This is a genomic window from Desulfolithobacter sp. (assembly GCF_054025815.1).
Genome location: NZ_JBPMMS010000035.1, coordinates 117,553 through 138,224, shown reverse-complemented (window position 1 = coordinate 138,224; position 20,672 = coordinate 117,553). Strand labels below are relative to the sequence as shown.

The following is a 20,672-nucleotide window of genomic DNA, read 5'->3' as shown; positions in this document are numbered from 1 at the left end:
GAAAGCGCTGTGCACGGACAGGAAAACGGATGTCGAGGATGTCGATGCCCCTTAAACAATCAGGACAGTTTACCCACTTGTCCCAAACAAGTCAAAAGATATGACACGCACGGTTCTCGCCATCGGCGGCTCCGACCCCACCGGCGGCGCCGGTATTCAGGCCGACATAAAAACCCTGACCATGCTCGGAGTTTACGCAGCAGCGGCAATCACCTGCGTCACAGTGCAAAACTCCCATGGCGTCGCCGCCATCCAGACTCTGGACCCGGAACTGGTGGCAGCGCAGATCAGGGCCGTACTCGACGACCACCACGTGTACCAGGTGAAGATCGGCATGGTGGGATCTGCCCCCATTGCCCGGGCCATCGGCGAGAGTCTTGATGGCTTTGAGGGAGATATTGTCTATGATCCGGTCTTGAACTCGACCACCGGTCAGGACCTGATGGAAAAATCCGGGCTGGACCTGCTCAAGAAGGAACTGCTGCGCCGGACTACTGTCCTGACCCCGAACCTTCCCGAACTGGCCCGACTGACCGGAACCGATGGATCACTCGACGTCCGGCAGGCGGCAACAGATTTGCTCGACGGCTCGGACAGCCTGCAGGCAGTGATCGTCAAGGGAGGGCATTATCCGGGCCAACAGATTGAAGATTCTTTTTTCTGTCGCAAAAACGAAAAAATACACAGGATATCCATTACACACCATAAAATTAAGACCGCAAATACCCATGGCACGGGATGTACCTTTGCCTCGGCCCTTGCCGCATATCTCTGCCTGGGGTGTTCCCGCGAACAGGCTTTCCGGAAAACGGTCGCTCTGCTCCAGCACCTGCTTGACCGGAGCGCCGATAAAAGAATTATTCGTCATCAAGATGGATGTGGTCCCATGCTGCATTCCACCGGTATATCTTAGGAGGAATATTGCCGAATGCATCTTCTTCACTGTTCACGTTTTCTGATGACCGGACTGGTCCTGTGCCTGTGGTTTTCTCTCTTCCTGCCGGCCGGTTATGTTCTGGCCGAAGGTAATCCACCTCCTCAGTCAGAAGAACAGGACCAGGTTCAAAAGATACAGGACAATATCCTGCCAACCCTGAAATCCATCCTGGAATTACGTTCCAGCCTGGAAAACCAGTTGAGAGAAAAAAGGAAACTGTTCAAACGAAGCCTGTCCGAAAGTGAAAAAGAACAGCTGCAACAGGAAATAACGCAACTTGAGCAGCAGATCAAGGAATCCGAAGAAGACTTCACCCGCATCTCAACCGGTATCGAGCTTGAAGATTTTCGTCCTGCAAGAAAAGAGGAAAAATTTGACTTGAAGCGGGAGATGACCTTTCTCCTCAAGCCTCTGGTCAGCGAAATGAAGCAAATGACGGCCAGGGTCAGGCAACAGGCCCAGCTCAAAGTCGAGCTTGAACAATACGCCAAATTGTTACCGGAAACCCAGGATGCTATCCGAAACCTTACAGAGCTTCTCAAGAAAACTAGCGACAAAACACTGAAAAAACAACTCCGCAAGGAACTGGCCACCTGGAAGAACCGGCAAAAAGAGCTGGAAAACAAACAAAATATCGCCAAGATGCAGCTTGAGCAACTCAGCCGAACCAAGATGTCGGTCCGCGAGGAGCTGCAGGAATCGATCAAACATTTTTTCCGAACCAGGGGGATGTACCTGTTTATGTCCCTGCTTACAGTCACCGTCATAATCGGCTGCTGTTGGCTGCTGCACAGATTTTTGACCAGGATTCTGCCCGGTTACCGCCAGGAACATATCCCCCTGCGGCTCCGGGTCCTGGATCTGGGAATTCGGGTGATGACGTTTTTTCTTGCCGTCATTGGCCTGTTTGGAGTCTTGTACGCAGCGCAGGACTGGGTTCTTCTCAGTATGTCGATCATCCTCCTCATAGGGATAGGCTGGACCGCCCGGCAAACCATTCCCAAGATATGGAACCAGAGCCAGCTGATGCTCAATATAGGATCTGTTCGGGAGGGGGAACGAATCGTGATAGATGGAATTCCATGGCTGGTTCGTAAAATCAATGTCTTTACCATTGTCGAAAATCCAGACCTCGGTGTAACTCTGCGCCTGCCCATTGGCAGACTTCTTGACATGGAATCACGGCCTTTCCGGCGCTGGGAACGATGGTTTCCCTGCAAAAGAGAAGACTGGGTCATTCTCGCCGACGGGACCCGGGGTAAAGTTGTCAGCCAGAGCCATGAAGCAGTAGAGCTTGTCCAGCGTGGTGGAGCACGACGGATGTATCGCACCTCGGACTTTCTCGCCCTGGCACCATTGAACCTCTCAAGTAACTTCAGGCTCAAGGTACCATTTGGTATCAGTTATGACCTGCAAAAAGAGGCGACCAAAGAGATTCCCGAGACCCTGAGGCAATACCTGTCGCGCAGGATTGGCGAGGAGGGATATGGGGAGCACCTCAAAAACCTCCGGATTGAGTTCATGGAGGCCGCCGAATCTTCATTGAATCTGGTGGTGATCGCGGATTTTGACGGAGAAATGGCTCCGCTTTACAACCGGATGCGAAGATCTCTGCAAAAATGGTGCGTGGAAGCCTGCACCCGTGAAGGATGGGAGATTCCCTTTCCGCAACTTACTGTCCATAAGGCCGGCGAAAGAAAAGAAGGAACAGAAACAGCCTGAAAAACGCAAAAATGATCAGGCCCTGCCGACTGGTCCCGGCCCGACCAGTCGGCCGCCTACTCCATCATGTGAACCCGCTCGCAATCCGGGCAGATCCAGGTGGGGCCGTTGCTCATTCCCCACCTGTTTTCTGCAAAGCATTGAGGGCAGATCTGGAAGCCGCAGGTGCAGTTCCAGCAAAAAGGTTGCACCTGCCTGCAGCAGTGGCATCTAAATTCCCTTTTCCGTCGCCGGTGGTTCCCGGCCCTGCCTGTCTTCTTTGTTTCGTCAGTCATCTTTTCGAGAAAAAAGTTCCTGGTCAAGCCAGTCGAGGTAGTCCTGACTGGCATCGATGATTTCAGTGGCGATGATCTCCGGCACTTCGTAGGAGTGCATGGACCTGATCGCCTCGCTCAGACGGGAAAAAAGATCGCGCCGAGATTTCATGGTGCAGACGATCTCAGCGGCCGATTCCACCTTTCCCTGCCACCGGTAGATCGAGAGGCAGTTGGGTACGATCTGGACACAGGCGGCAAGCCGGGCCGACACAAGCTGTTCTGCTACTTTTTTCGCCTCTTCATAGTCCTCAAAGGTCGTCACGACCTGAATATATTTATTCATGATCCCGCCCCGCACACTGGTATTTTTTAATGTTATGGAATATTGTAATCATCCCGGAGTGACTTGCAACATGCCAGATGACCCGACCGGACAGACACCATGCGGTGGTGATCGGGATGGGTACACTCCACAGGCAGAGGTCTTTGTCCTAACACATCACCTGGTACCCGGCAGACGACAAAATGCTCCTTGCGGTTGACGTGGGTAACTCCCACACGGTAAGCGGTGTTTTCACAGGAAAACGGCTGGCCTGTCAGTGGCGGCTCAAATCGGATCAGGACCGGACCGCCGATGAACTGGCCATCCGCTATCACTCCCTCTTTCAAATGGCCGGCGTGGACCCGGGCCAGATAAACGGTTTTGTGCTTGCCTCGGTGGTCCCCACCCTGGAGGGCAGCTGGCTTGGATTTGCTGAAAAATACCTCGGTCATCTCCACACCAGGCCACTATCTGTCAACCATGAAACCGATACCGGAATAACGATTAAAACCAGGAACCCCGCTGAAGTGGGCGCCGATCGGATCGTCAACGCTGTGGCGGCCTGGGACCACTTCCAGGACCGGCTCATCGTGATTGATTTCGGCACCGCCATCACCTTTGACTGTGTTTCTCACAAACGGGAATACCTGGGCGGCACCATCCATCCTGGTATCGGCATTTCCCTGGACGCCCTTGCCGGAAGGACGGCCAAGTTGCCACGGATCGACATCGACCGCAAGCCTGAACAGGTCATCGGCGACACCACGGCCAATGCAATCCGCTCCGGCATTCTCCATGGGTTCGGCGGATTGGTGGATCGGATGGTGAAACTGATCAGCAAGCAGTTGGGACCTGCCGGCGAGACCGTCCACACCGTGGCCACCGGCGGCATGGCCCACCTGATCGCCCCCTATGCCAAAACCATCAGCCACGTCGACCCGCTGCTCACCCTCACCGGACTCAGGCTGATCCACGAACGTCACCAGGGCTGAGATGGAAAAAAGAGCAACCTCAATCCTGCCCTCACCCCTGCGTCCCGGAGACACCATCGGCCTGTGTGCTCCAGCCGGGCCAATCCGCGACACAGGACGGCTGCAGAAGGGTGTCGATCTGCTGCACGACGCTGGTTTGCGGGTCAAAACGCTCCGCCCGGTCGATCAATACGCGGCTGACGTTTACCTGGCCGGCGCGGACCATGAACGGCTGGACGAGCTTCACCGCCTCTGGGCTGACGAAGAGGTCAAAGCCGTCCTCGCCGTCCGGGGCGGATACGGTTGTCTGCGCCTGCTTCCTGGTCTTGACTTCAGCTTCATCCGCAGCCGGCCCAAGTGGCTGGTCGGTTTTTCCGATCTCACCGTCCTGCTCAACACCTTATTCAGGGAAACCGGCATCATCACCCTCCACGGACCCACCGCCCACTCGCTCACCAGGCTTGACCGGGATTCCATCGAACGTTTTTTCGAAATCATAAGTGGCATTTTTTCCCCGATGGAAAGCCGGGATCTGGAGATCCTCAAGCCGGGCCGCGGCCGAGGAGAACTTGTCGGCGGCAACCTGTCGACCCTGGTTCACCTGCTCGGCACCCCCTGGGAAGTGGATCTGCGCGGTCGCATCCTTATCCTGGAAGATACCGGAGAGCCACCCTACCGCTTGGACCGAATGCTGACCCAACTGGCCATGAGCCGTGGCTACAGACAACTGGCCGGCCTGATCCTGGGAGTTTTCGATCCAGGCCACGGTGACAGTCTGGAGACTCTCCGGCTGCAGGAGATGGTATGGCAGCGAATCCTGGAGCTGAGCCATGATTTAGAGTTTCCGATCTGGGCTGGCCTTCCCTTTGGCCACCGGGATCGAAACCAGGCCCTGCCCATCGGCATGGAAACAGAAATGGACGACCTGGACGGCAGGCTTCTCTTCCAGCCAGGTTCAGCCCGGCAGGCGGGGTAAAACGATGATCGGACGCTACCTGAAGACAATCGGCGCCACCCTGCCCCTGCTGCTGGCCTACTGGCTGATTCTCTGGCCAGGTTTACTGGCCAGAGATCAAATGACCGCCGGCCAGTTTCTCACCTATTTCATGATCTGGCTGTCTCTTTTTGCCCTCTCCCTCCCCCTGCTGCTCAGCGGCATCGTCCGGAAATTCTGGTTCTTCCCGGGTAAAGGCGAGCCGGTACCCCCGGAACTTCTTCAGTCGCTGCTGCTTTCGGTCAACGACATGCACGCCAGTCCTGTCCGGATCCGGAAAAAGAGAAAAACCTTCCTTGTTTCCTGGCGCTGTGAAGAGGGGTTGTGGTGTGAAAGGATGGAACAACAGGGGCTCAAACGACTCTTTGAGCTCAAGCTCCGCTTCGATCCGGCCACCCGGACCGTGATCGTGAGCGGCCGGAGCAGGTCGGTTGACCTGAGTCTGTGTCCGATCAAGGTGAAACAGGGCTGGTTGGGGTTTCCCCGGCCCTTTTTCGGCATCCGCCTGGGAAAGGACTGGAGCCTGGATATTTATCGCCAGACACAACCTGGCGACTACAACTTCACCCCTGCCGAACTTCTCAACCCGGTGGTCAATGAAATCCTTCGCAACGGCTGGAATGTCAGGCTCTCCCTGTTTTGATAAACTTGCGGGAAATCCATCACTGTTCAGAAATGGCTGAGTGCTGACTGGCCAATAAAGTCTGGTTTGATCGACCGGACAGCCGTCCGTTACCAACTTTGCCGGGAGTTGACAGTAAATTCCGAAAAAGGACAACAAAAAAGATCCAGTCGCCAAAGCGACCGGATCTTTTCAAACTCCTCTTCTCCCAAACCTTGAAACGGTCAGGGTCAGGCCTCGACCTCTTTCTCCAGTAAACGAGCCAGCCCGGCCTGGGCGAACTCGATGTCAGGATTCATGGACAGGGCTATCTGGTAGTTGTGGATGGCCTCGTCGTGCCGGTCGAGCCGTTCCAGGTTGATGGCCAGGTTGGCATAATCAATGGCCGATACTGGATTAAGCTCCACAGCCCGGGAAAAATGAAAGACCGCCTGCTCATGGTTATCCTGCTTGAAGTAACAGACACCGAGAATGTTATGGATGTCGGGTCGCTCATCATCGAGCCTCCGACCAAGTTCCAGGGCCTCCACCGCTTCGCTCCACCGGCCAAGATCCCGCAGGCAACATCCCTTGTAGGAGTATATATAGGGCAAGTCTTCCTCTTCGGGATTACGCAAAAGAGCCCGGTCAAAACAGCCCAGTGCCTCTTCCACCATCCCCTGGTCATAAAGATTACGGCCCCGGTAGAACTCAAGATAATACGCCTCGGGCAGAATCTGCTGCATGGCTGAAAGTTTCCCTTCCAGGGCTGCCGGTTCAAGCAGCTCGGCTGCCAGTTTGGCGGCAAAGAGCGCCGCATCGCCACCAGCGGCCCGCTCCCGGAAATGGGCCCCGGGCACAATCGTGTAGATGGCCGGGATCTGCAACTTGTCGTGGATGGTGTTGACCACCAGGACTTCCATGCCGATCCTTTCCAGGGCCTGCAGGGAGTTGACGATTTCCTGGCGCATGTCCGACGCACTGATATCAACCATCTCATCGAGACGGATTTTTCTCTCCGGCCGAACCACGTAGTCCACCTCATCCAAACTCAAGGGCTTGGGCAGGCCGGAAGCCACATAGTTGGCCTCGGTATTGAAATCACCGGCCAGTTGTGCGACCTCGGTCAGGGCCCTGATCAGGGCCTTGGTCGGGTTGGGCGTGGTGCCGGCGGTATAGACGATCTCGCTTTTTTCCGGGAAGGTGGAAGGGTCCCAGGCCAGAGCACCGACAGTGGGCATGCCTGTATCCAGAGAAAAATCGTTGAGGTAGAGCTTAATACCGCACCTCTGGAACCGCTCGATCAGCCGCCGGGCCACCGGATCTGTGACCGAATCAGGATCGATCCCCGGGGTCCTGATCCTTTCCCTGGTCACCACGGCACAGACATGACGCTCCACGATCTCGGAGATTCCCTGGAGAATCGCCTCCTCATAAGTATTGCCCGCCGAAGGGCCATTAAACTCGTTGATGGCGTAGAACCAGGAAAAAGGGACCAGTATCTCGGTTTCGCGGGTCAGGGAGGTGGCCCAGGTCCACCGCATGGGCAAACCTTCCAGAAGATTCTCAAGCAACCCGGAATCATTTTTGGTGTCGTGTACTGATTGGAGCAGGACCTCAATGTCAAGAACCGGATAGCCGGCCTCGCGCATGGTCCGGTAGTCCCCGACGACAAAATTATCGGGATTTTTCAGAAAGCTGAAAAAACTGAACCGCTCGCCAAGCTCCATGCAGGCACTGGCCCTGGACTGCTCCGGGGTCGAGCCCTTGCCCATCTGTTTCTTCGTGCCGATGGTCTTGAGGGCGTCCTCTCCGCAAACACTGAAATAAACCGGGATATCAAGTCTCCCGGTGTCAATGCGACGGACCTCTTTGAGGATGTCAAGGCCTGTGGCCTTGAGCCGCTCGTGGAAGCGGGCAACGGTTTCTTCCGGCGTACAGGCCTTGTCCTGGTCATAGGTGTACACCTTCTGGCAACTTGAAATGCGTATTGGTTGTTTTTTCATGAGAACTGTTGGTATTTGGTTAGTAAAAAGAGTGGGACCCATCTTCAGCTCATCCCACATTGTGGTTTATTTGTTCCGGCTATACTGAGCATAAAATGACAATTCATGCAAGAAGGAATTGGAGAAGACAGGTTATCCGCGAATTTTTTCCATCACCGACTTCTGTTTATTCCTTCTGGATTCCAGCGGTAAACATGTCAGCCCAGGCGATGGACTCAAGATAGAGTTGCATTATTTCATCAGGGTCCACCCCGATATCGACCAGCAGTTTTCGACTCTGATCCCAGTTTCCCTGTTCCTGGGCGATCACCGCTTCGAGCAGGGGGCGCATGGGCCCGCGCCGATGAACGAGAGCATCCTTGATCTCTGTGGTTACGGGCAACTGTTCCATGATGTTTTCCATCTCGGTGTCCAGCATGGCATCCAGGAGAGAAAAAAGACCCAGAAGAAAATAATTACTCTTGTCCTCGGCCATCCGCCCGCGCTCTGCCAGCAGCTCACAGAGCCGGGCCCGGATTACCGAGACCCGCAGCAGCTCTTCGGGCTTGTCCCCGGCCATGAAACTGGTAGCTACCAGGGAGACAAACTGCCGTATTCCCTTTTCTCCGAGATAGATCAGAGCATGTCGGATGGAGGTTACTTCGCTGACCAGGGAATAATAGGCCGAGTTGATATAACGGAGCAACTTGTAGGAAAGCGATGCATCAGAGCTGACCAGTTCTTCGATCCGGCCCATGGAAAAACCAGGTTTATTCACCTCGGCAAGCAGGTTGAAGAGGTTGAGCTTGGTCGAGCCAACCTCCCGGCGCTTGAGGACTTCTGGCCGGCGGAAGAAGTATCCCTGAAAATAGCTGAACCCCAGCTGGACCGCCTGGTCAAACTCCTGGTAGGTTTCTATCTTTTCTGCCAGCAGGCGAATGCCGCGTCCCCGCAGGGAACGGCAGATGTCTTCCACCCTGTCCAGGGGTGTCTGCATGATATCCACCTTGATGATGTCGGCCAGATCGATGAGCGGTTCCATACCAGGGGAAAAGACAAAGTCATCCAGGGCCAGCACGTACCCCTGCTCCCTGAGTTGCTGACAGGCTGCGGTGATCTCCGGACTTGGCGGTACGTGCTCAAGTACTTCCACAACAATCATGTCCGGGGGGAAAATGGACGGAAGGTTCTCCAGAAGCAGTTTTTCCGTGAAGTTTATAAAGGCACGGCCGGTGCCGACCAGGGTCTCCATGCCGATGGAAAGGAGACTGTTGGCCGCCACCCTGGTAGTGGCCAGGTCCCCGTCGGTTTCCTGGCAGATATTCTGCCCGGCTGTGCGGTAAAGAAGCTCGTACCCAAAGACCCGTTTGTGCCGGTCAAAGATTGGCTGCCGGGCCAGGTAAACATCCATGCTCACAGGGGTCTCTCCTGTTCATGAACAAAGGATTCAAGGATATCGGCGACCCGTTCAGGCCAGTCCCCGCCGCGGCCCCTGAGGTACACTGTTCGTTCCTGCTCATCGGGACCGCGCACAAGAGTGATCTCCAGCCGCTCCCCCGGCACCAGGCTGCCGAGCCGTTCCGGCCATTCAACGACAGTTACTCCGGAGGTGTCCAGGTATTCGTCCAGGCCGGCAGCCAGGATGTCGTCTTCCCCCATGAGCCGGTAACAGTCCATGTGGTAAAGGGGCAATCGGCCGTGATATTCATGAAGCAGGCCAAACGTGGGGCTGGAAACATACTGCTCTCCGGGCACGCCGAGCCCCCTGGCAATGGCCTGGGTCAGCGTGGTCTTGCCCCCGCCCAGGTCAGAGGAGAGCAGGATCAGATCGCCGGGCCGGGAGCGGGTTCCCACCAGGCGACCGAATATTTCAGTATCGGTCAACGACCTGAGATAAAGAATCATGTAGTCTCCCGAATCAACCACTGCTCTTTTTCTGGGACTGACTGTTCTCGGCCGGGATCGGAATGTCAAAAACAACCAGCGTTCCCTGCCCCTGTTCCGATTTGATCTGCACCGTACCCCCTAACATGTTGGTTCTCTCGGTCATGGCGGTCAGGCCGATTCCCCGTTCGGAAGCATCCTGCTGCTCGATTTCCTCCAGGTCGAATCCATCGCCGTCATCCTGGAGACGGATAACGAGCTGTTCCCCGTCAAGCAGAAACAAGATGTCCACGGTCCGGGCATTGGAGTGGCGGCCCACGTTGTTGAGCGCCTCCTGAATCAAACGGTAGATCAACCGCTGGGCGTCGTGGCCGAACAGGTGCCCCAGCGGACAGGGATGAAAAGAGCAGCGGATACCGTAGATCTTGCTGAAGTTGAGGACCAGATTCTCGATGGCCGCATCCATGCCGAGGTCATCGATGATCACAGGGCTCAGGTTCTTTGACAGCCGGCGAACATTTTCGATAATCTCGTCAAGAACACTGCGGAGTTGTTCCAGGTTTCCATTGATCTCTCTCTCCGACATCTCACTGGAACCATGCAGTTTATTCTGCAGCACCTTTATCTGCAGCTTGACCGCAGCCAGCGACTGCCCCAGTTCATCGTGGAGCTCCATGGAAATTCGCTTGCGCTCATTCTCCTGGGCCTTGATCAGGGCCGAGGAGAGAAAGCGGAGCCGTTCCTCAGAATTGCGCAGCTGTTCATTGGTTGCCTGCAGGAGCTCGTTGTTGCGCCTGAGCTTCTCGGCCAGCAACATGTTTTCCTTCGTCAGCACCCAGGTCTGTACCGCCTGATCGAGGATCAATCCCAGCTGGACGATATCCCAGGGCTTGAGCACATACTGATAAATATGACCCTTGTTGATGGCGTCAATGATATCGGACACATCCACATAACCGGTAACGATGATGCGCACGGCCTCCGGGCTTTTCTCATAGACCCGGCAGAGAAAATCCACCCCGCTCATCCCGTCCATTTTCTGGTCCGAGAGGACAATGGCGATGTCCTTTTCCCGCTGAAAGATTTCCAGACCCTCCTCGCCGGAAGCCGCGGTCAGAATATCGTACTGGTCGCTGAAGCTGACGACAAAGCTTGTGGTGTTGATGGGATCGTCGTCAACAAAGAGTACCTTGATCTGTCGATCCGGACTGGAGCCTGGAATGTGTCCTGATATCATCTGCAGTGTCCCCTTTACTCGATCCACCAGGTCATGAGCAGCTGGTAGGGGTTATAGTACAGAGGCAGGGTTTCGGGCTGGTGGAACCGGGAAGAATACGCCAGTCGGTGACTGGCGAGATACCAGTTGGGCACCACGTAGTACCCGTACCAGAGGACCCGGTCCAGTGCCCTGCAGGCAGCGGTGAGCTCCTCCCTGGTCCAGGCGTAGACAATCTCATCTACCAGTGCGTCCACCACAGGCGAGCGCACTCCGGCCAGATTCCTCGATCCCTTGCGCGCAGCCGAGGAGGAATACCAGTAGTCGCGCTGTTCATTGCCCGGCGACTGGGACTGGCCAAAGACGTTGACCACCATATCGAAATCAAAATTTTTAATCCGGTCAGTGTAGAGGGCCGCGTCAATGGTCCGGTAGGTGGTCTTGATACCGAGTTTATGAAGATTTTTCACGTACGGGGCCATGACCCTTTCAAAGGAGGGGCTGACAAGGAGGATCTCGAACTGAAAGGGTTCGCCGGCCTGGTTCTGAAGCTGACCGTTCCTAACCTGCCATCCGGCCTGCATGAGCAGCTTGCGGGCCTGGACAAGGTTGCGGCGCAGACTGTTTGGCGGATTGGTGGACGGCGGTGCAAGCGGAGTGGTGAACACCTCGGGCGGCAACTGGTCGCGGTACGGTTCCAGTAACTTGAGCTCCCGGCCCTTTGGCAGACCGGTGGCTGCCAGGTCCGAGTTGGAAAAATAGGAGTTGCTGCGGGTGTACTGGTTGAAAAACAGGGTTCGGTTGGTCCATTCAAAGTCAAAGGCCAGGCCCAGGGCCTGGCGGACCAAAGGATCCTGGAACAGAGACCGACGGGTGTTGAAAACAAAACCCTGCATGCCGGCATTATTCCTGTGCGGAAACCGTTTTTTCACCAGCTCGCCATTGTCGAAACGTCGACCTTTGAGATCCCGCACCCACTGTTTGGCGATATTGACCACCATGAAATCGAATTCGCCGGCCTTGAAGGCCTCCACCGACACGATCTGATCCTTGAAGTACTTGATGGTGATGGTGTTAAAGTTGAACATTCCACGTCGTACAGGATGTTCTGCGGCCCAGTAGTCGGGGTTTCTTTTGTAGGTGATCGATTTGCCCGGCTTCACCGACGCCACCACGTAAGGCCCCGAACCAAGTGGTGGGGTTCGCATGTCGTCCAGAGAGTCAAAGGGGTGGCGGGTATAGAAGGCTTTGCTCAGGACGGGCAGCTGAGCGACAATCATGTGCAGCTCCCGGTTGGGACGGGAAAAGAGAAACTGGATCCGGCGGTCGTCCAGTATCCTGGTACCGGCAATATCCTGGAGATAGATCTGATAGAAGGGATGCGCCTTATCACTTTTGAGGATCTCGAAAGAAAATTTCACATCCTCAGGGGTCACCTGCGTACCGTCGGAAAAACGGGCCCTGGGATCGATGGTAAAGGTCACCGAAGTCCGGTCACCGGCCAGGTCAATATCACTGGCCACCAGTCCGTATTCAGCAAACGGCTCATCAAGGCTGGCCACGGCCAGGGTCTCGAAGACAAACATCTCCAGGCCAAAGGGTGCGTTGCCCTTGAGGGTAAAGGGGTTGAGCTTGTCAAAGCTGCCAAGATCATGCAGGATCAGGCGCCCCCCCTTGCGGGCCTTGTCCGATGTGTAGTCGAACCGGGTGAAATCAGCAGGATACTTCAGTTTGCCGTCAAGACTGATTCCGTGCGCCGCCAGGGCCTTGAGCGGAGAGAAAAAACAGAAAAACAGGATAAAGATCCATTGAAAAACAGGCATGAAATCCATGGTCAGGGAAAAAGTTACAGGGTGAGCGTATCTCTCGTATTATACACCTGATTCAACCCCGGTCAACAACGGTGGAGACGGGAAAAGAAATTCCCGGAAACAATTGACCAAATTTCGGCACAGGTGTAACATGAAGGATTCATTTTTTTTAATTTCGCGTACAGCGCTGAAGGGGTGTCCACCCCCTCAGCCTCCTGCACATCATCCCATGGAGGACAGGAATGGGACTAACAATTACCCAGAAGATATTTGAAGCCCACCTTCGAGATACCCCGACCCCGGATAACATGGTGCTGGATCTGGACGTGGTCATGTGCCATGAAATCACCACTCCCATAGCCATCATGGATCTCATGGACAAGGGCATGGACCGGGTCTTTGATCCGGACAAGATCAAGGCCGTCATCGACCATGTCACCCCACCCAAGGACTCCAAGACCGCGACCCAGTCCAAAATCATGCGTGAATGGGCCCGGCGGCACGGCATCAAGGATTTTTTTGATATCGGCCGCAACGGAGTCTGCCACGCTCTGTTTCCTGAAAAAGGCTTCATCCGCCCCGGCTACACGGTCATCATGGGCGACTCCCACACCTGCACCCATGGTGCCTTCGGAGCCTTTGCCGCCGGAGTAGGAACCACTGACCTGGAAGTGGGCATCCTCAAGGGAGTCTGCGCCTTCCGCGCTCCCAAGTCCATGAAAATCGAGATCACCGGCACCCTGCCCGAAGGGGTCTATGCCAAGGATGTTATCCTGCGGATCATCAGGGAACTGACCGTCAACGGTGCCACGGACCATGTCATGGAGTTCAGCGGCACGGTCGTGGAGAAGATGGACATGTCTTCACGGATGACGCTTTGCAATATGGCAGTGGAGGCCGGAGCCACTTCGGGTCTCTGCCTGCCCGACGAGACCACGGCCCGCTACCTGTGGGAGTTTATAAAAAATGACTATGAATCCATTGAGGAGGCAGTGGAGGATTTCGAAAAATGGCATTCAGACCCCGATGCCGACTATGCAGCCTCCCTGATCCTGGATGTCTCTGACCTGGAGCCCCAGGTGACCTTTGGCTTCAAACCTGACCAGGTTCGCGATATCGGCGAGATGGCCGGCACCCGGGTGGATCAGATCTACATCGGGTCCTGCACCAACGGCCGTATCGAGGATATCCGGGCCGCGGCCACCATCCTCGAGGGACGAACCATTGCCGATACGGTCCGGGGCATCCTGACCCCGGCCACGCCGACTATCTATTCCCAGGCCCTGGACGAAGGGCTGATCAAGATTTTCATGGACGCCGGCTTCTGCGTCCTCAACCCCACCTGCGGCGCCTGCCTCGGCATGAGCAGCGGTGTATTGGCCGAAGGTGAGGTCTGCGCCTCGACCACCAACCGTAATTTCAATGGCCGCATGGGTAAGGGCGGAATGGTGCACCTGATGAGTCCGCTCAGTGCGGCGGCGGCCGCGATTACCGGCGAGATCACCGATCCGCGACAGTTTCTGTAACTTGTGAGAGCCTGCCCATGTATTGCATGCAGGCCGCAACCTGCAACTCCGGCAGAGCCAACCCTGGAGAGAGAATATGAAAGAATTCGGTGGACCGGCATTTTTTATCGATAGAAACGACATCAATACCGATGAAATTATTCCGGCAAAATACCTGACAGAGATTTCCAAGCAAGCGCTGAAACCACACCTTCTCGAAGACCTGCACCTGGAAGGCCAAAACTTTGATCCGGCGAGCGAGGAGCTGCAGGAGGCCCGCGTCCTGGTGACCCGTTCCAACTTCGGCTGTGGTTCATCGCGGGAACACGCGGTCTGGGCCCTGGAGGTCAATGACATCAACGTGGTGATCGGCGAGAGTTTTGCTCGTATCTTCAGGCAGAACATGTTCAACTGCGGCATCTTGGCCGTGGAGCTCGACCCGGCTGACCTGGACAGACTTTTTGCACTGCCCGGCAAGGTCTTCATCCGAGTGGATCTGGAGCGCGAAGAGCTCACCGCCACCGCGGGCGACCAGTCGGTGACCTGCTCCTTCAGCCTCAACCCCTTTGACAAGAAGCTGGTAGCCGCCGGCGGCTGGCTCGCCTACGCAGATCAAAACTATTAACCCCTTCGGCTACGTCCGTTTACAATCACCAAAAAAGGCCGCCTGGCCCGGGGATGAGAAAAGAAAAAAAGTCCCCGGGCCAGGCGGCCTTTGGCGTTCATGCGCCAGTAATCGTTCTACCCTACAAGCCCACCTCAGCAAGTTGTTTGACCAGCTTTTTCTGCTCCCGGGTCAGTTTCTTCGGAATCTGAACCAGGATCCGGACATAGATGTCACCCCGCCGGCCAATGGGGCCGGACGGCAACCCGTAGCCCTTGATCCGCAGCCTGGACTCCTGCTGCACTCCGGCCGGGACCTTGACACTGAAGGTCTTGCCCTCCAGGGTGGTGATCTTGACCGTGGTACCGAGACATGCCTGGCTGAACGGAATCTTGCGCTCGACAAGCAGATCGTCCCCATCCCGGACAAAATCCGGGTGGGGGGCTATGTTTATTTTCAGGTATAAATCTCCGGGAGGACCGCCGGCTGAACCGGGCCGGCCCTTGCCGGTGAGCCGGAGCCGTTTGCCGGCTTCGATACCCTTGGGTATCTTGACCGAGACATTCTCGGTGGTACCGTTGTGGCGCAGTGATATCGTCTTTTCCGCCCCGTGGAGCACATCCTCCAGGGAGATGCTCAGCTCGTAGGTAATGTCCGCGCCCTTGACAGCCTGGGTCCGGCAGCTCCCGCTTTGACAGCCGCCACCCATGCCGCCGGCATGGCCAAAGATCGATTCAAAGGGATTGCCTCCCTGGGAAGAGCGGAAACTCCCGCTGGTCCGAAACGAGCCGCTACTGAAACCGAACTGGCGCAGGATGTCGTTGATGTCAAAGCCCCGGAAAATATCCTCCTGGGAATAGCGCTGATGGAACTCGGTGGAGCCGAAGGTGTCATACTGCTTGCGTTTCTCCGGATCAGAGAGCACCGCATAAGCCTCGTTGATTTCTTTGAACTTGGCCTCGGCCGTCTTGTCGCCCTTGTTGCGATCAGGATGGTACTTAAGGGCCAGTTTACGGTAGGCTTTTTTAATTTCAACGGCTGAGGCGGTCTTTGAAACACCAAGAACCTCGTAATAATCCATGGACATTGTGCTGTGTCTTTTCTGTGTACGAGTTGACTATAATAACCGTTCTTTTCAAACAGATTCATTGCGCCTAAACTATAATACCGATTTACAGCTTGTCCATTTTGCAGACGCAAAAAAGGTGGAAAGGTCTCCCCTTCCACCTTATACCGGCAGCTCCACAGTCGAACCGACCATTCTGCAAAAACCGCCGCGAAACTTTTTTCCTTTGTCTTTGTGATTATCAGTAAAATTCAGTAAATAGATGTGCCGACAGAGAACATCGCTCTTTTCGCTAAAGCAGTCCGGTTCATACCCGGTGGCGCTTTCAGGCCAAACAGCCGGCTAAAAGGGAACGTCGTCGCCAACCCCGGGAGGCGGCTCGTAGGATGACTGTTCCTGGGCATAGGTGCCGCCTCCGCCGCTGCCACCGGAACGGGGCGAAAGAATCTTCATTTCCCGGGCCTCGATTTCCGTAGTATAACGGGGATTCCCGTCCCGATCTTCCCATTTTCTGGTCCGGATGGACCCCTCGATATAAACCCGGGTGCCCTTGTTGAGGTATTCGCCACAGATCTCTGCCAGCCGACGCCAGGCCACGATCCGATGCCACTCGGTGCGTTCTTCCTTGGTCCCGTCCTGATTGCGCCATGTCTCAGATGTCGCCAGGTTGAAGTTGGCAACCGGCGTGCCGCTCTGAGTGTAGCGAATCTCGGGATCAGCTCCCAAATTACCTATTAATATCACCTTGTTAACCATTTTTCCATCCTTACGTTTACCTTGGGTGTCGTGAAAATTTTATCAGATGTATAATACCTGTCATTGGATAAAAATCCAGCGCGTTTTTTGTTCTCGCACCTGTTTATGAACAGGTGTCTGTGCCAAAACACCATCTTATGGACAATCACCACCAGAAAGAGTCCTGTCCAGCATGGCCGGCAAGCCACCGCGTTCTCCGGGGGCAAAGCCCAGTACTTCCCGCCATATCCGATCACTTTCCATGCAGAAATAGAGACAGGTCCGTGGATGGAGCCGTGGCAGGAGCGCGTCGGCAAGCACCTTGTACATCTCGATCCGCCGGCTGATGAAATATCTGGCCTTACCGTCCAGCCCGTCGATAAACTCCTCGTAAAAAAAACGCGAGCGCGGAAAACGGGTGGCGGCGATACCTTTAAGGGGTGGCAGGTAGCGCAGGGCCCCCATGCTGATCCAGGCGATCCGTTCGGCCGGGACTGTGGCAAAAAGCCGGTCAATGGTCTCCCTGTATCCCTGTTCCCAGCCGTCGTGCCAGATGACAGGGTCGAAATGAAAGGCCAGGTGGTAACCCCATTCGGCGCAGGTGACTGCGGCCTGGAGGCGTTCATCGAGGCTGGCGGTCCGGATTTCCTCGCTGCCCATCACCGCGGGGCTGTTCAGAGACCAGGCCACCACGGTCCGGCCGCGGTGGTCGAGCCCCTGCAGATTGTCGATCACCACGCTCTTTGTTTTAAGCTCCAGGACACAGTTTTCCTTTTTTGCGGCCCTGCCCGCCATGTACTCCACCAGGTGGCGGCTCAGTCCGGTCAGCCGGTCCAGGGCCAGGCTGTCGGTAAACTCACCGGTGCCGATGCGGAAAAACTCCCCGGGCCCGGCCTGGTCCAGTGCCTGGTCCAGTTCCGCGAACATATCCTCGATATTGACAAACACCGAGAGCCACGGATTGTTGAGATAGGCCTGGAGAATACAGTAGACGCAGTCCATGGGGCAGTTCATCCCCACACTGAGGACCTGGTACTCGCAGCAGCGGTACTCCCTGGTCGCAGGACAGGGCTTGAAAAAAGCGCCCCGGTTCCGGCAGAGCAAAAGATGATGTTTACCGCGGGTCAGGTTATCAGGATACCTTCCCGGCACCTCAGGCACCTGGCCTTCATCGAGGACGGTTACAGGCAACCTGCTGCGATCGATGATCTCGCGTGCATAGGGAAGATCGCTGCAGTCACGGTTCACGTAGAGATGGGTGACATGGGTGGATGGATCACCGTACGACATAAAAAAACCTCTGTATATGCGGGATGGTCTCGGAGGAAGTCCATCACACCTTATAGCTGTCCAGGCTCAACAGCGGATGAATTGCTCGAATCAGGATGCAATCAGGTGTCTGCTCCGGCAAACCGGTCCGGGAGCGTGAGATAGTACCGCCCTTCCCTGCTCCGGCCATGCTTGATACAGCCACGCCCGTAGATGGTGCACTTCCTGCGTAGTTCAGCCAGGGTCATGCGGAACATTTCCCGGTCCTCAAGGCCGCTTTCAAGCAACTTGACCAGGGCGCGGATACGGTACCTGTCCATGCCCTGACGGTGAACAGCTGTAAGCTGATCAGGCCGTCCACCGTCCTTGACTGTCAGTGGTTCGCCGACCAGCAGAAAGGGGATATGGACACTGGCCCGAAGCCAGAGATCATAATCTTCGCAACAGACAAGCTCTTCGTCAAACAAGCCGAAGCGGTCAAAAAACTCCCGGCGAACCATAACAGTAGACATACCCACAACACACATGCTCAGACAGCGGGAAAAAATATTTCCGTGGGGTGGATCATGCTTTTTCTTCTGGTTCACCCGTTTGCCCTGGCGAAACCATAGTTCCCGGGTATGGGAAATCAGGTAATCCGACATGCGATCCATGGCCTGGCTCTGCACCTCCAGCTTTTGCGGGACCCACTGGTCATCAGAGTCGAGAAAGCAGATCAGGTCTCCCCGGGCATTGTGAAGACCCAGGTTCCTGGCCGCGGAGACGCCCCGGTTTTCCTGATAGAAATAACGCACCGTAAAATCCGCACCGGCTGCCAGGGAGGCCACCACTTCGGCCGAGGAATCGGTGGAACCATCATCCACCACCAGAAGCTCATCCGGTGGCCGGGTCTGGGCCAGGACCGATTCCAGGGCCTTTTTCAGGAGAACGGCCCGGTTACAGGTGGGAATGATGACTGAAATCATGGTACTTAGGCCAATGGACGGGAATTTGTTATGGCACAGACCTTGTGGTCTCGGGTATACTTGACAGTTGGGAGACAAAAATCTTTTCAGGTCACGGACTCTGATCCGAGCCGATCACTTCTGCACTCTCCATAAACAAAAGATATATATGTACACAGACATCCTGATCAACGCAACACCCTATGAAAACCGTATCGCCCTGGTGGAGGCCGGTAATCTTCTGGAATTTCACCTTGAAAGGCCTGCGGAAAAGGGCCTGACAGGAAACATTTACAAGGGCAGAGTGGTCCGGGTCCTTCCTGGAATGCAGGCGGCTTTTGTCGATATCGGCCTGGAGCGCACGGGTTTTCTCTACGTGGATGACATTCACATCGCGGCAACCGATGATATTGAAAAACGCATGGTCAACGGTGACCAGCCCTGCACCCAGTACACCCTGGACTCCCCTGAGCAGGACAGCCCTGAACGGTCGACCAGTGCTCCAGGCATTGATGAACTGCTCAAGGAAGGGCAGGAAGTACTGGTTCAGATTTCCAAAGAACCGATTGGAACCAAGGGTGCCCGCCTGACCTGCCACATCACCCTGCCCTGCCGCAATCTGGTCTTTATGCCTCTTACCGATCATATCGGTATTTCGCGCAAAATAACCGACGAGGCAGTCCGCCAGAGCCTCAGGGAAACCATTGAAAAACTGCGTCCACAGGGAACCGGGTTCATTGTCCGCACCGTGGCGGAAAACGTCAGCGACGATGAGCTGGAGGCGGATATGGAGTTTCTGCTCGTTCTCTGGGACGAGATCAAGGGCACGGCCGCCAAGGCCCCGGTACCCAGCCTGGTCTACAAGGACCTGGACATGGTGCTCCGTTCGGTCCGCGACCTGTTCACCAAGGATATCAATGAACTGATTGTAGACTCCAGGCCGGTATACGAACGTCTGCTCTCCTTTGTCCAGACCTTTGCCCCGGAACTGCAGAGCAAAATTGTCCACTATGACGGAACAACGCCGCTGTTCGAGTCCTACGGAATCGAGGTGGACATCAACCGGGCCCTGGATAAAAAAGTCTGGCTTCGTTCGGGCGGCTATATCATCATTGAGACCACCGAGGCTCTGACCGTCATCGACGTCAACACCGGGCGTTATGTGGGAAAAAACGATCTGGCCGAGACAATCTTCAAAACCAATATGGAGGCGGTCAAGGAAATTGCCTACCAGCTGAGGCTACGCAACATCGGCGGAATCATTATCATCGATTTCATCGATATGGACAGCGAACAGCACCGCGAGGAGCTGTTTACCGCCTTCCAGGAGGCCATGCGCAAGGACAAAAATCGGGTCAATATTCTCAGACTCTCGGAGTTTGGCCTGGTCCAGATGACCCGCAAGCGCTCCTGTGAAAGTCTCTCCCAGCTCATGAGCGAGCCCTGTTTCTACTGCGGCGGTGACGGGATCATCAAGTCCAGGCGCTCCATATGCTATGAGATCTTCCGCAAGATCTCCCGTGACGCAAAAAAAATCGGCGGCAGCAACGTGACCATCAAGGTACACCCCCGGGTGGCTGACATGCTGTTGCGGGAAGAGAGCTCCAATATCGAAATGCTGGAGCAGGAAACGGGAAAGCGTTTCACCATCATCCCGGTTCGGGATATTCACATCAAGCGCTACGAGGTCATCTGGAACGAATAATTTTTTCAGCTGGCCTAAAAAAACAGGACCTGAGAAACGCCTCGGCGTCCGGAACAAAGGCCGGAGCAGGAACGTTATCGCGCATAATGACTGTCCCCTGCTACATATCGTACCGGCAGACAATGAGCCACTGTGAACAGATTG

General features: G+C 55.5%; 18 protein-coding genes. 8 read left to right on the top strand and 10 right to left on the bottom strand.

Translation table 11 applies throughout. From position 1 onward, the window contains the following. Positions 1–100: 100 nt before the first annotated feature. Both thiD and ACXJJY_RS10525 read left to right on the top strand, forming a co-directional pair. On the top strand, positions 101–913 hold the full coding sequence (thiD, locus tag ACXJJY_RS10530) for a bifunctional hydroxymethylpyrimidine kinase/phosphomethylpyrimidine kinase (RefSeq protein ID WP_456387537.1): 813 nt from the start codon (positions 101–103) through the stop codon (positions 911–913). A gap of 15 nt (positions 914–928) precedes the next feature. Then, the gene (locus tag ACXJJY_RS10525; protein ID WP_456387535.1) at positions 929–2,659 is read left to right on the top strand and encodes a hypothetical protein; all 1,731 of its coding nucleotides are present in this window, start codon (positions 929–931) and stop codon (positions 2,657–2,659) included. 267 nt (positions 2,660–2,926) lie between these two features. Here the strand turns inward: ACXJJY_RS10525 and cutA are convergent, their stop codons facing one another. Then, the gene (cutA, locus tag ACXJJY_RS10520) at positions 2,927–3,259 is read right to left on the bottom strand and encodes a divalent-cation tolerance protein CutA (protein ID WP_456387533.1); all 333 of its coding nucleotides are present in this window, start codon (positions 3,257–3,259) and stop codon (positions 2,927–2,929) included. A 182-nt stretch (positions 3,260–3,441) separates the two neighbouring features. Here cutA and ACXJJY_RS10515 point away from each other — a divergent pair, with 182 nt between their 5' ends. The 3 genes from ACXJJY_RS10515 to ACXJJY_RS10505 are packed head-to-tail and all read left to right on the top strand — an operon-like array spanning position 3,442 to position 5,846. Then, positions 3,442–4,230, top strand: a complete 789-nt coding sequence (locus ACXJJY_RS10515; RefSeq protein WP_456387531.1) for a type III pantothenate kinase — start codon at positions 3,442–3,444, stop codon at positions 4,228–4,230. A gap of 1 nt (position 4,231) precedes the next feature. Then, positions 4,232–5,185: a S66 peptidase family protein gene (locus ACXJJY_RS10510; RefSeq protein WP_456387529.1), complete on the top strand. Its 954-nt coding sequence runs from the start codon at positions 4,232–4,234 to the stop codon at positions 5,183–5,185. A 4-nt stretch (positions 5,186–5,189) separates the two neighbouring features. Further along, entirely contained in the window at positions 5,190–5,846 is a 657-nt protein-coding gene (locus tag ACXJJY_RS10505; RefSeq protein WP_456387527.1) for a hypothetical protein, read from the top strand. Positions 5,847–6,055: 209 nt separating this feature from the next. Here ACXJJY_RS10505 and ACXJJY_RS10500 read toward each other — a convergent pair whose 3' ends face one another. The 5 genes from ACXJJY_RS10500 to ACXJJY_RS10480 all read right to left on the bottom strand — a co-directional run bounded on the left by ACXJJY_RS10500 (position 6,056) and on the right by ACXJJY_RS10480 (position 12,712). Then, entirely contained in the window at positions 6,056–7,810 is a 1,755-nt protein-coding gene (locus ACXJJY_RS10500) for a YcaO-like family protein (protein WP_456387525.1), read from the bottom strand. 166 nt (positions 7,811–7,976) lie between these two features. Next, the gene (locus tag ACXJJY_RS10495) at positions 7,977–9,200 is read right to left on the bottom strand and encodes an EAL and HDOD domain-containing protein (protein ID WP_456387586.1); all 1,224 of its coding nucleotides are present in this window, start codon (positions 9,198–9,200) and stop codon (positions 7,977–7,979) included. 2 nt (positions 9,201–9,202) lie between these two features. Next, the gene (gene tsaE, locus ACXJJY_RS10490) at positions 9,203–9,694 is read right to left on the bottom strand and encodes a tRNA (adenosine(37)-N6)-threonylcarbamoyltransferase complex ATPase subunit type 1 TsaE (protein WP_456387523.1); all 492 of its coding nucleotides are present in this window, start codon (positions 9,692–9,694) and stop codon (positions 9,203–9,205) included. Positions 9,695–9,707: 13 nt separating this feature from the next. Next, positions 9,708–10,910, bottom strand: coding sequence for a response regulator (locus ACXJJY_RS10485; RefSeq protein ID WP_456387521.1), 1,203 nt, complete (start codon positions 10,908–10,910; stop codon positions 9,708–9,710). A 14-nt stretch (positions 10,911–10,924) separates the two neighbouring features. Further along, a complete protein-coding gene (locus tag ACXJJY_RS10480) occupies positions 10,925–12,712 on the bottom strand; it encodes an extracellular solute-binding protein (protein ID WP_456387519.1) in 1,788 nt (595 codons plus the stop codon). Between the two features lie 230 nt (positions 12,713–12,942). Between ACXJJY_RS10480 and ACXJJY_RS10475 the strand changes: the two genes are divergently transcribed. Together ACXJJY_RS10475 and ACXJJY_RS10470 are read left to right on the top strand one after the other, a co-directional pair. Next, positions 12,943–14,226 (top strand): 3-isopropylmalate dehydratase large subunit, encoded by a 1,284-nt coding sequence (locus ACXJJY_RS10475; RefSeq protein ID WP_456387517.1) that lies wholly within the window; start codon positions 12,943–12,945, stop codon positions 14,224–14,226. A 76-nt stretch (positions 14,227–14,302) separates the two neighbouring features. Then, positions 14,303–14,830: a 3-isopropylmalate dehydratase small subunit gene (locus tag ACXJJY_RS10470; RefSeq protein WP_456387515.1), complete on the top strand. Its 528-nt coding sequence runs from the start codon at positions 14,303–14,305 to the stop codon at positions 14,828–14,830. 121 nt (positions 14,831–14,951) lie between these two features. Here the strand turns inward: ACXJJY_RS10470 and ACXJJY_RS10465 are convergent, their stop codons facing one another. The 4 genes from ACXJJY_RS10465 to ACXJJY_RS10450 all read right to left on the bottom strand — a co-directional run bounded on the left by ACXJJY_RS10465 (position 14,952) and on the right by ACXJJY_RS10450 (position 18,844). Beyond that, on the bottom strand, positions 14,952–15,890 hold the full coding sequence (locus ACXJJY_RS10465) for a DnaJ C-terminal domain-containing protein (protein ID WP_456387513.1): 939 nt from the start codon (positions 15,888–15,890) through the stop codon (positions 14,952–14,954). A gap of 327 nt (positions 15,891–16,217) precedes the next feature. Further along, on the bottom strand, positions 16,218–16,631 hold the full coding sequence (locus ACXJJY_RS10460; protein ID WP_456387511.1) for a single-stranded DNA-binding protein: 414 nt from the start codon (positions 16,629–16,631) through the stop codon (positions 16,218–16,220). Between the two features lie 135 nt (positions 16,632–16,766). Continuing rightward, entirely contained in the window at positions 16,767–17,900 is a 1,134-nt protein-coding gene (locus ACXJJY_RS10455; RefSeq protein WP_456387509.1) for an SPL family radical SAM protein, read from the bottom strand. 101 nt (positions 17,901–18,001) lie between these two features. After that, complete coding sequence (locus ACXJJY_RS10450; RefSeq protein ID WP_456387507.1) at positions 18,002–18,844, bottom strand: glycosyltransferase family 2 protein; 843 nt, start codon at positions 18,842–18,844, stop codon at positions 18,002–18,004. Between the two features lie 148 nt (positions 18,845–18,992). Between ACXJJY_RS10450 and ACXJJY_RS10445 the strand changes: the two genes are divergently transcribed. After that, positions 18,993–20,528: an Rne/Rng family ribonuclease gene (locus ACXJJY_RS10445; protein WP_456387505.1), complete on the top strand. Its 1,536-nt coding sequence runs from the start codon at positions 18,993–18,995 to the stop codon at positions 20,526–20,528. Positions 20,529–20,672 lie beyond the last annotated feature (144 nt).

What these genes read in the sequence shown, in the direction of transcription:
- thiD (WP_456387537.1), top strand. Translation starts at nt 101, where the DNA reads ATGACACGCACGGTTCTCGCCATCGGCGGCTCCGACCCCACCGGCGGC.
- ACXJJY_RS10525 (WP_456387535.1), top strand. Translation starts at nt 929, where the DNA reads ATGCATCTTCTTCACTGTTCACGTTTTCTGATGACCGGACTGGTCCTG.
- cutA (WP_456387533.1), bottom strand. Translation starts at nt 3,259, where the DNA reads ATGAATAAATATATTCAGGTCGTGACGACCTTTGAGGACTATGAAGAG.
- ACXJJY_RS10515 (WP_456387531.1), top strand. Translation starts at nt 3,442, where the DNA reads ATGCTCCTTGCGGTTGACGTGGGTAACTCCCACACGGTAAGCGGTGTT.
- ACXJJY_RS10510 (WP_456387529.1), top strand. Translation starts at nt 4,232, where the DNA reads ATGGAAAAAAGAGCAACCTCAATCCTGCCCTCACCCCTGCGTCCCGGA.
- ACXJJY_RS10505 (WP_456387527.1), top strand. Translation starts at nt 5,190, where the DNA reads ATGATCGGACGCTACCTGAAGACAATCGGCGCCACCCTGCCCCTGCTG.
- ACXJJY_RS10500 (WP_456387525.1), bottom strand. Translation starts at nt 7,810, where the DNA reads ATGAAAAAACAACCAATACGCATTTCAAGTTGCCAGAAGGTGTACACC.
- ACXJJY_RS10495 (WP_456387586.1), bottom strand. Translation starts at nt 9,200, where the DNA reads ATGGATGTTTACCTGGCCCGGCAGCCAATCTTTGACCGGCACAAACGG.
- tsaE (WP_456387523.1), bottom strand. Translation starts at nt 9,694, where the DNA reads ATGATTCTTTATCTCAGGTCGTTGACCGATACTGAAATATTCGGTCGC.
- ACXJJY_RS10485 (WP_456387521.1), bottom strand. Translation starts at nt 10,910, where the DNA reads ATGATATCAGGACACATTCCAGGCTCCAGTCCGGATCGACAGATCAAG.
- ACXJJY_RS10480 (WP_456387519.1), bottom strand. Translation starts at nt 12,712, where the DNA reads ATGCCTGTTTTTCAATGGATCTTTATCCTGTTTTTCTGTTTTTTCTCT.
- ACXJJY_RS10475 (WP_456387517.1), top strand. Translation starts at nt 12,943, where the DNA reads ATGGGACTAACAATTACCCAGAAGATATTTGAAGCCCACCTTCGAGAT.
- ACXJJY_RS10470 (WP_456387515.1), top strand. Translation starts at nt 14,303, where the DNA reads ATGAAAGAATTCGGTGGACCGGCATTTTTTATCGATAGAAACGACATC.
- ACXJJY_RS10465 (WP_456387513.1), bottom strand. Translation starts at nt 15,890, where the DNA reads ATGGATTATTACGAGGTTCTTGGTGTTTCAAAGACCGCCTCAGCCGTT.
- ACXJJY_RS10460 (WP_456387511.1), bottom strand. Translation starts at nt 16,631, where the DNA reads ATGGTTAACAAGGTGATATTAATAGGTAATTTGGGAGCTGATCCCGAG.
- ACXJJY_RS10455 (WP_456387509.1), bottom strand. Translation starts at nt 17,900, where the DNA reads ATGTCGTACGGTGATCCATCCACCCATGTCACCCATCTCTACGTGAAC.
- ACXJJY_RS10450 (WP_456387507.1), bottom strand. Translation starts at nt 18,844, where the DNA reads ATGATTTCAGTCATCATTCCCACCTGTAACCGGGCCGTTCTCCTGAAA.
- ACXJJY_RS10445 (WP_456387505.1), top strand. Translation starts at nt 18,993, where the DNA reads ATGTACACAGACATCCTGATCAACGCAACACCCTATGAAAACCGTATC.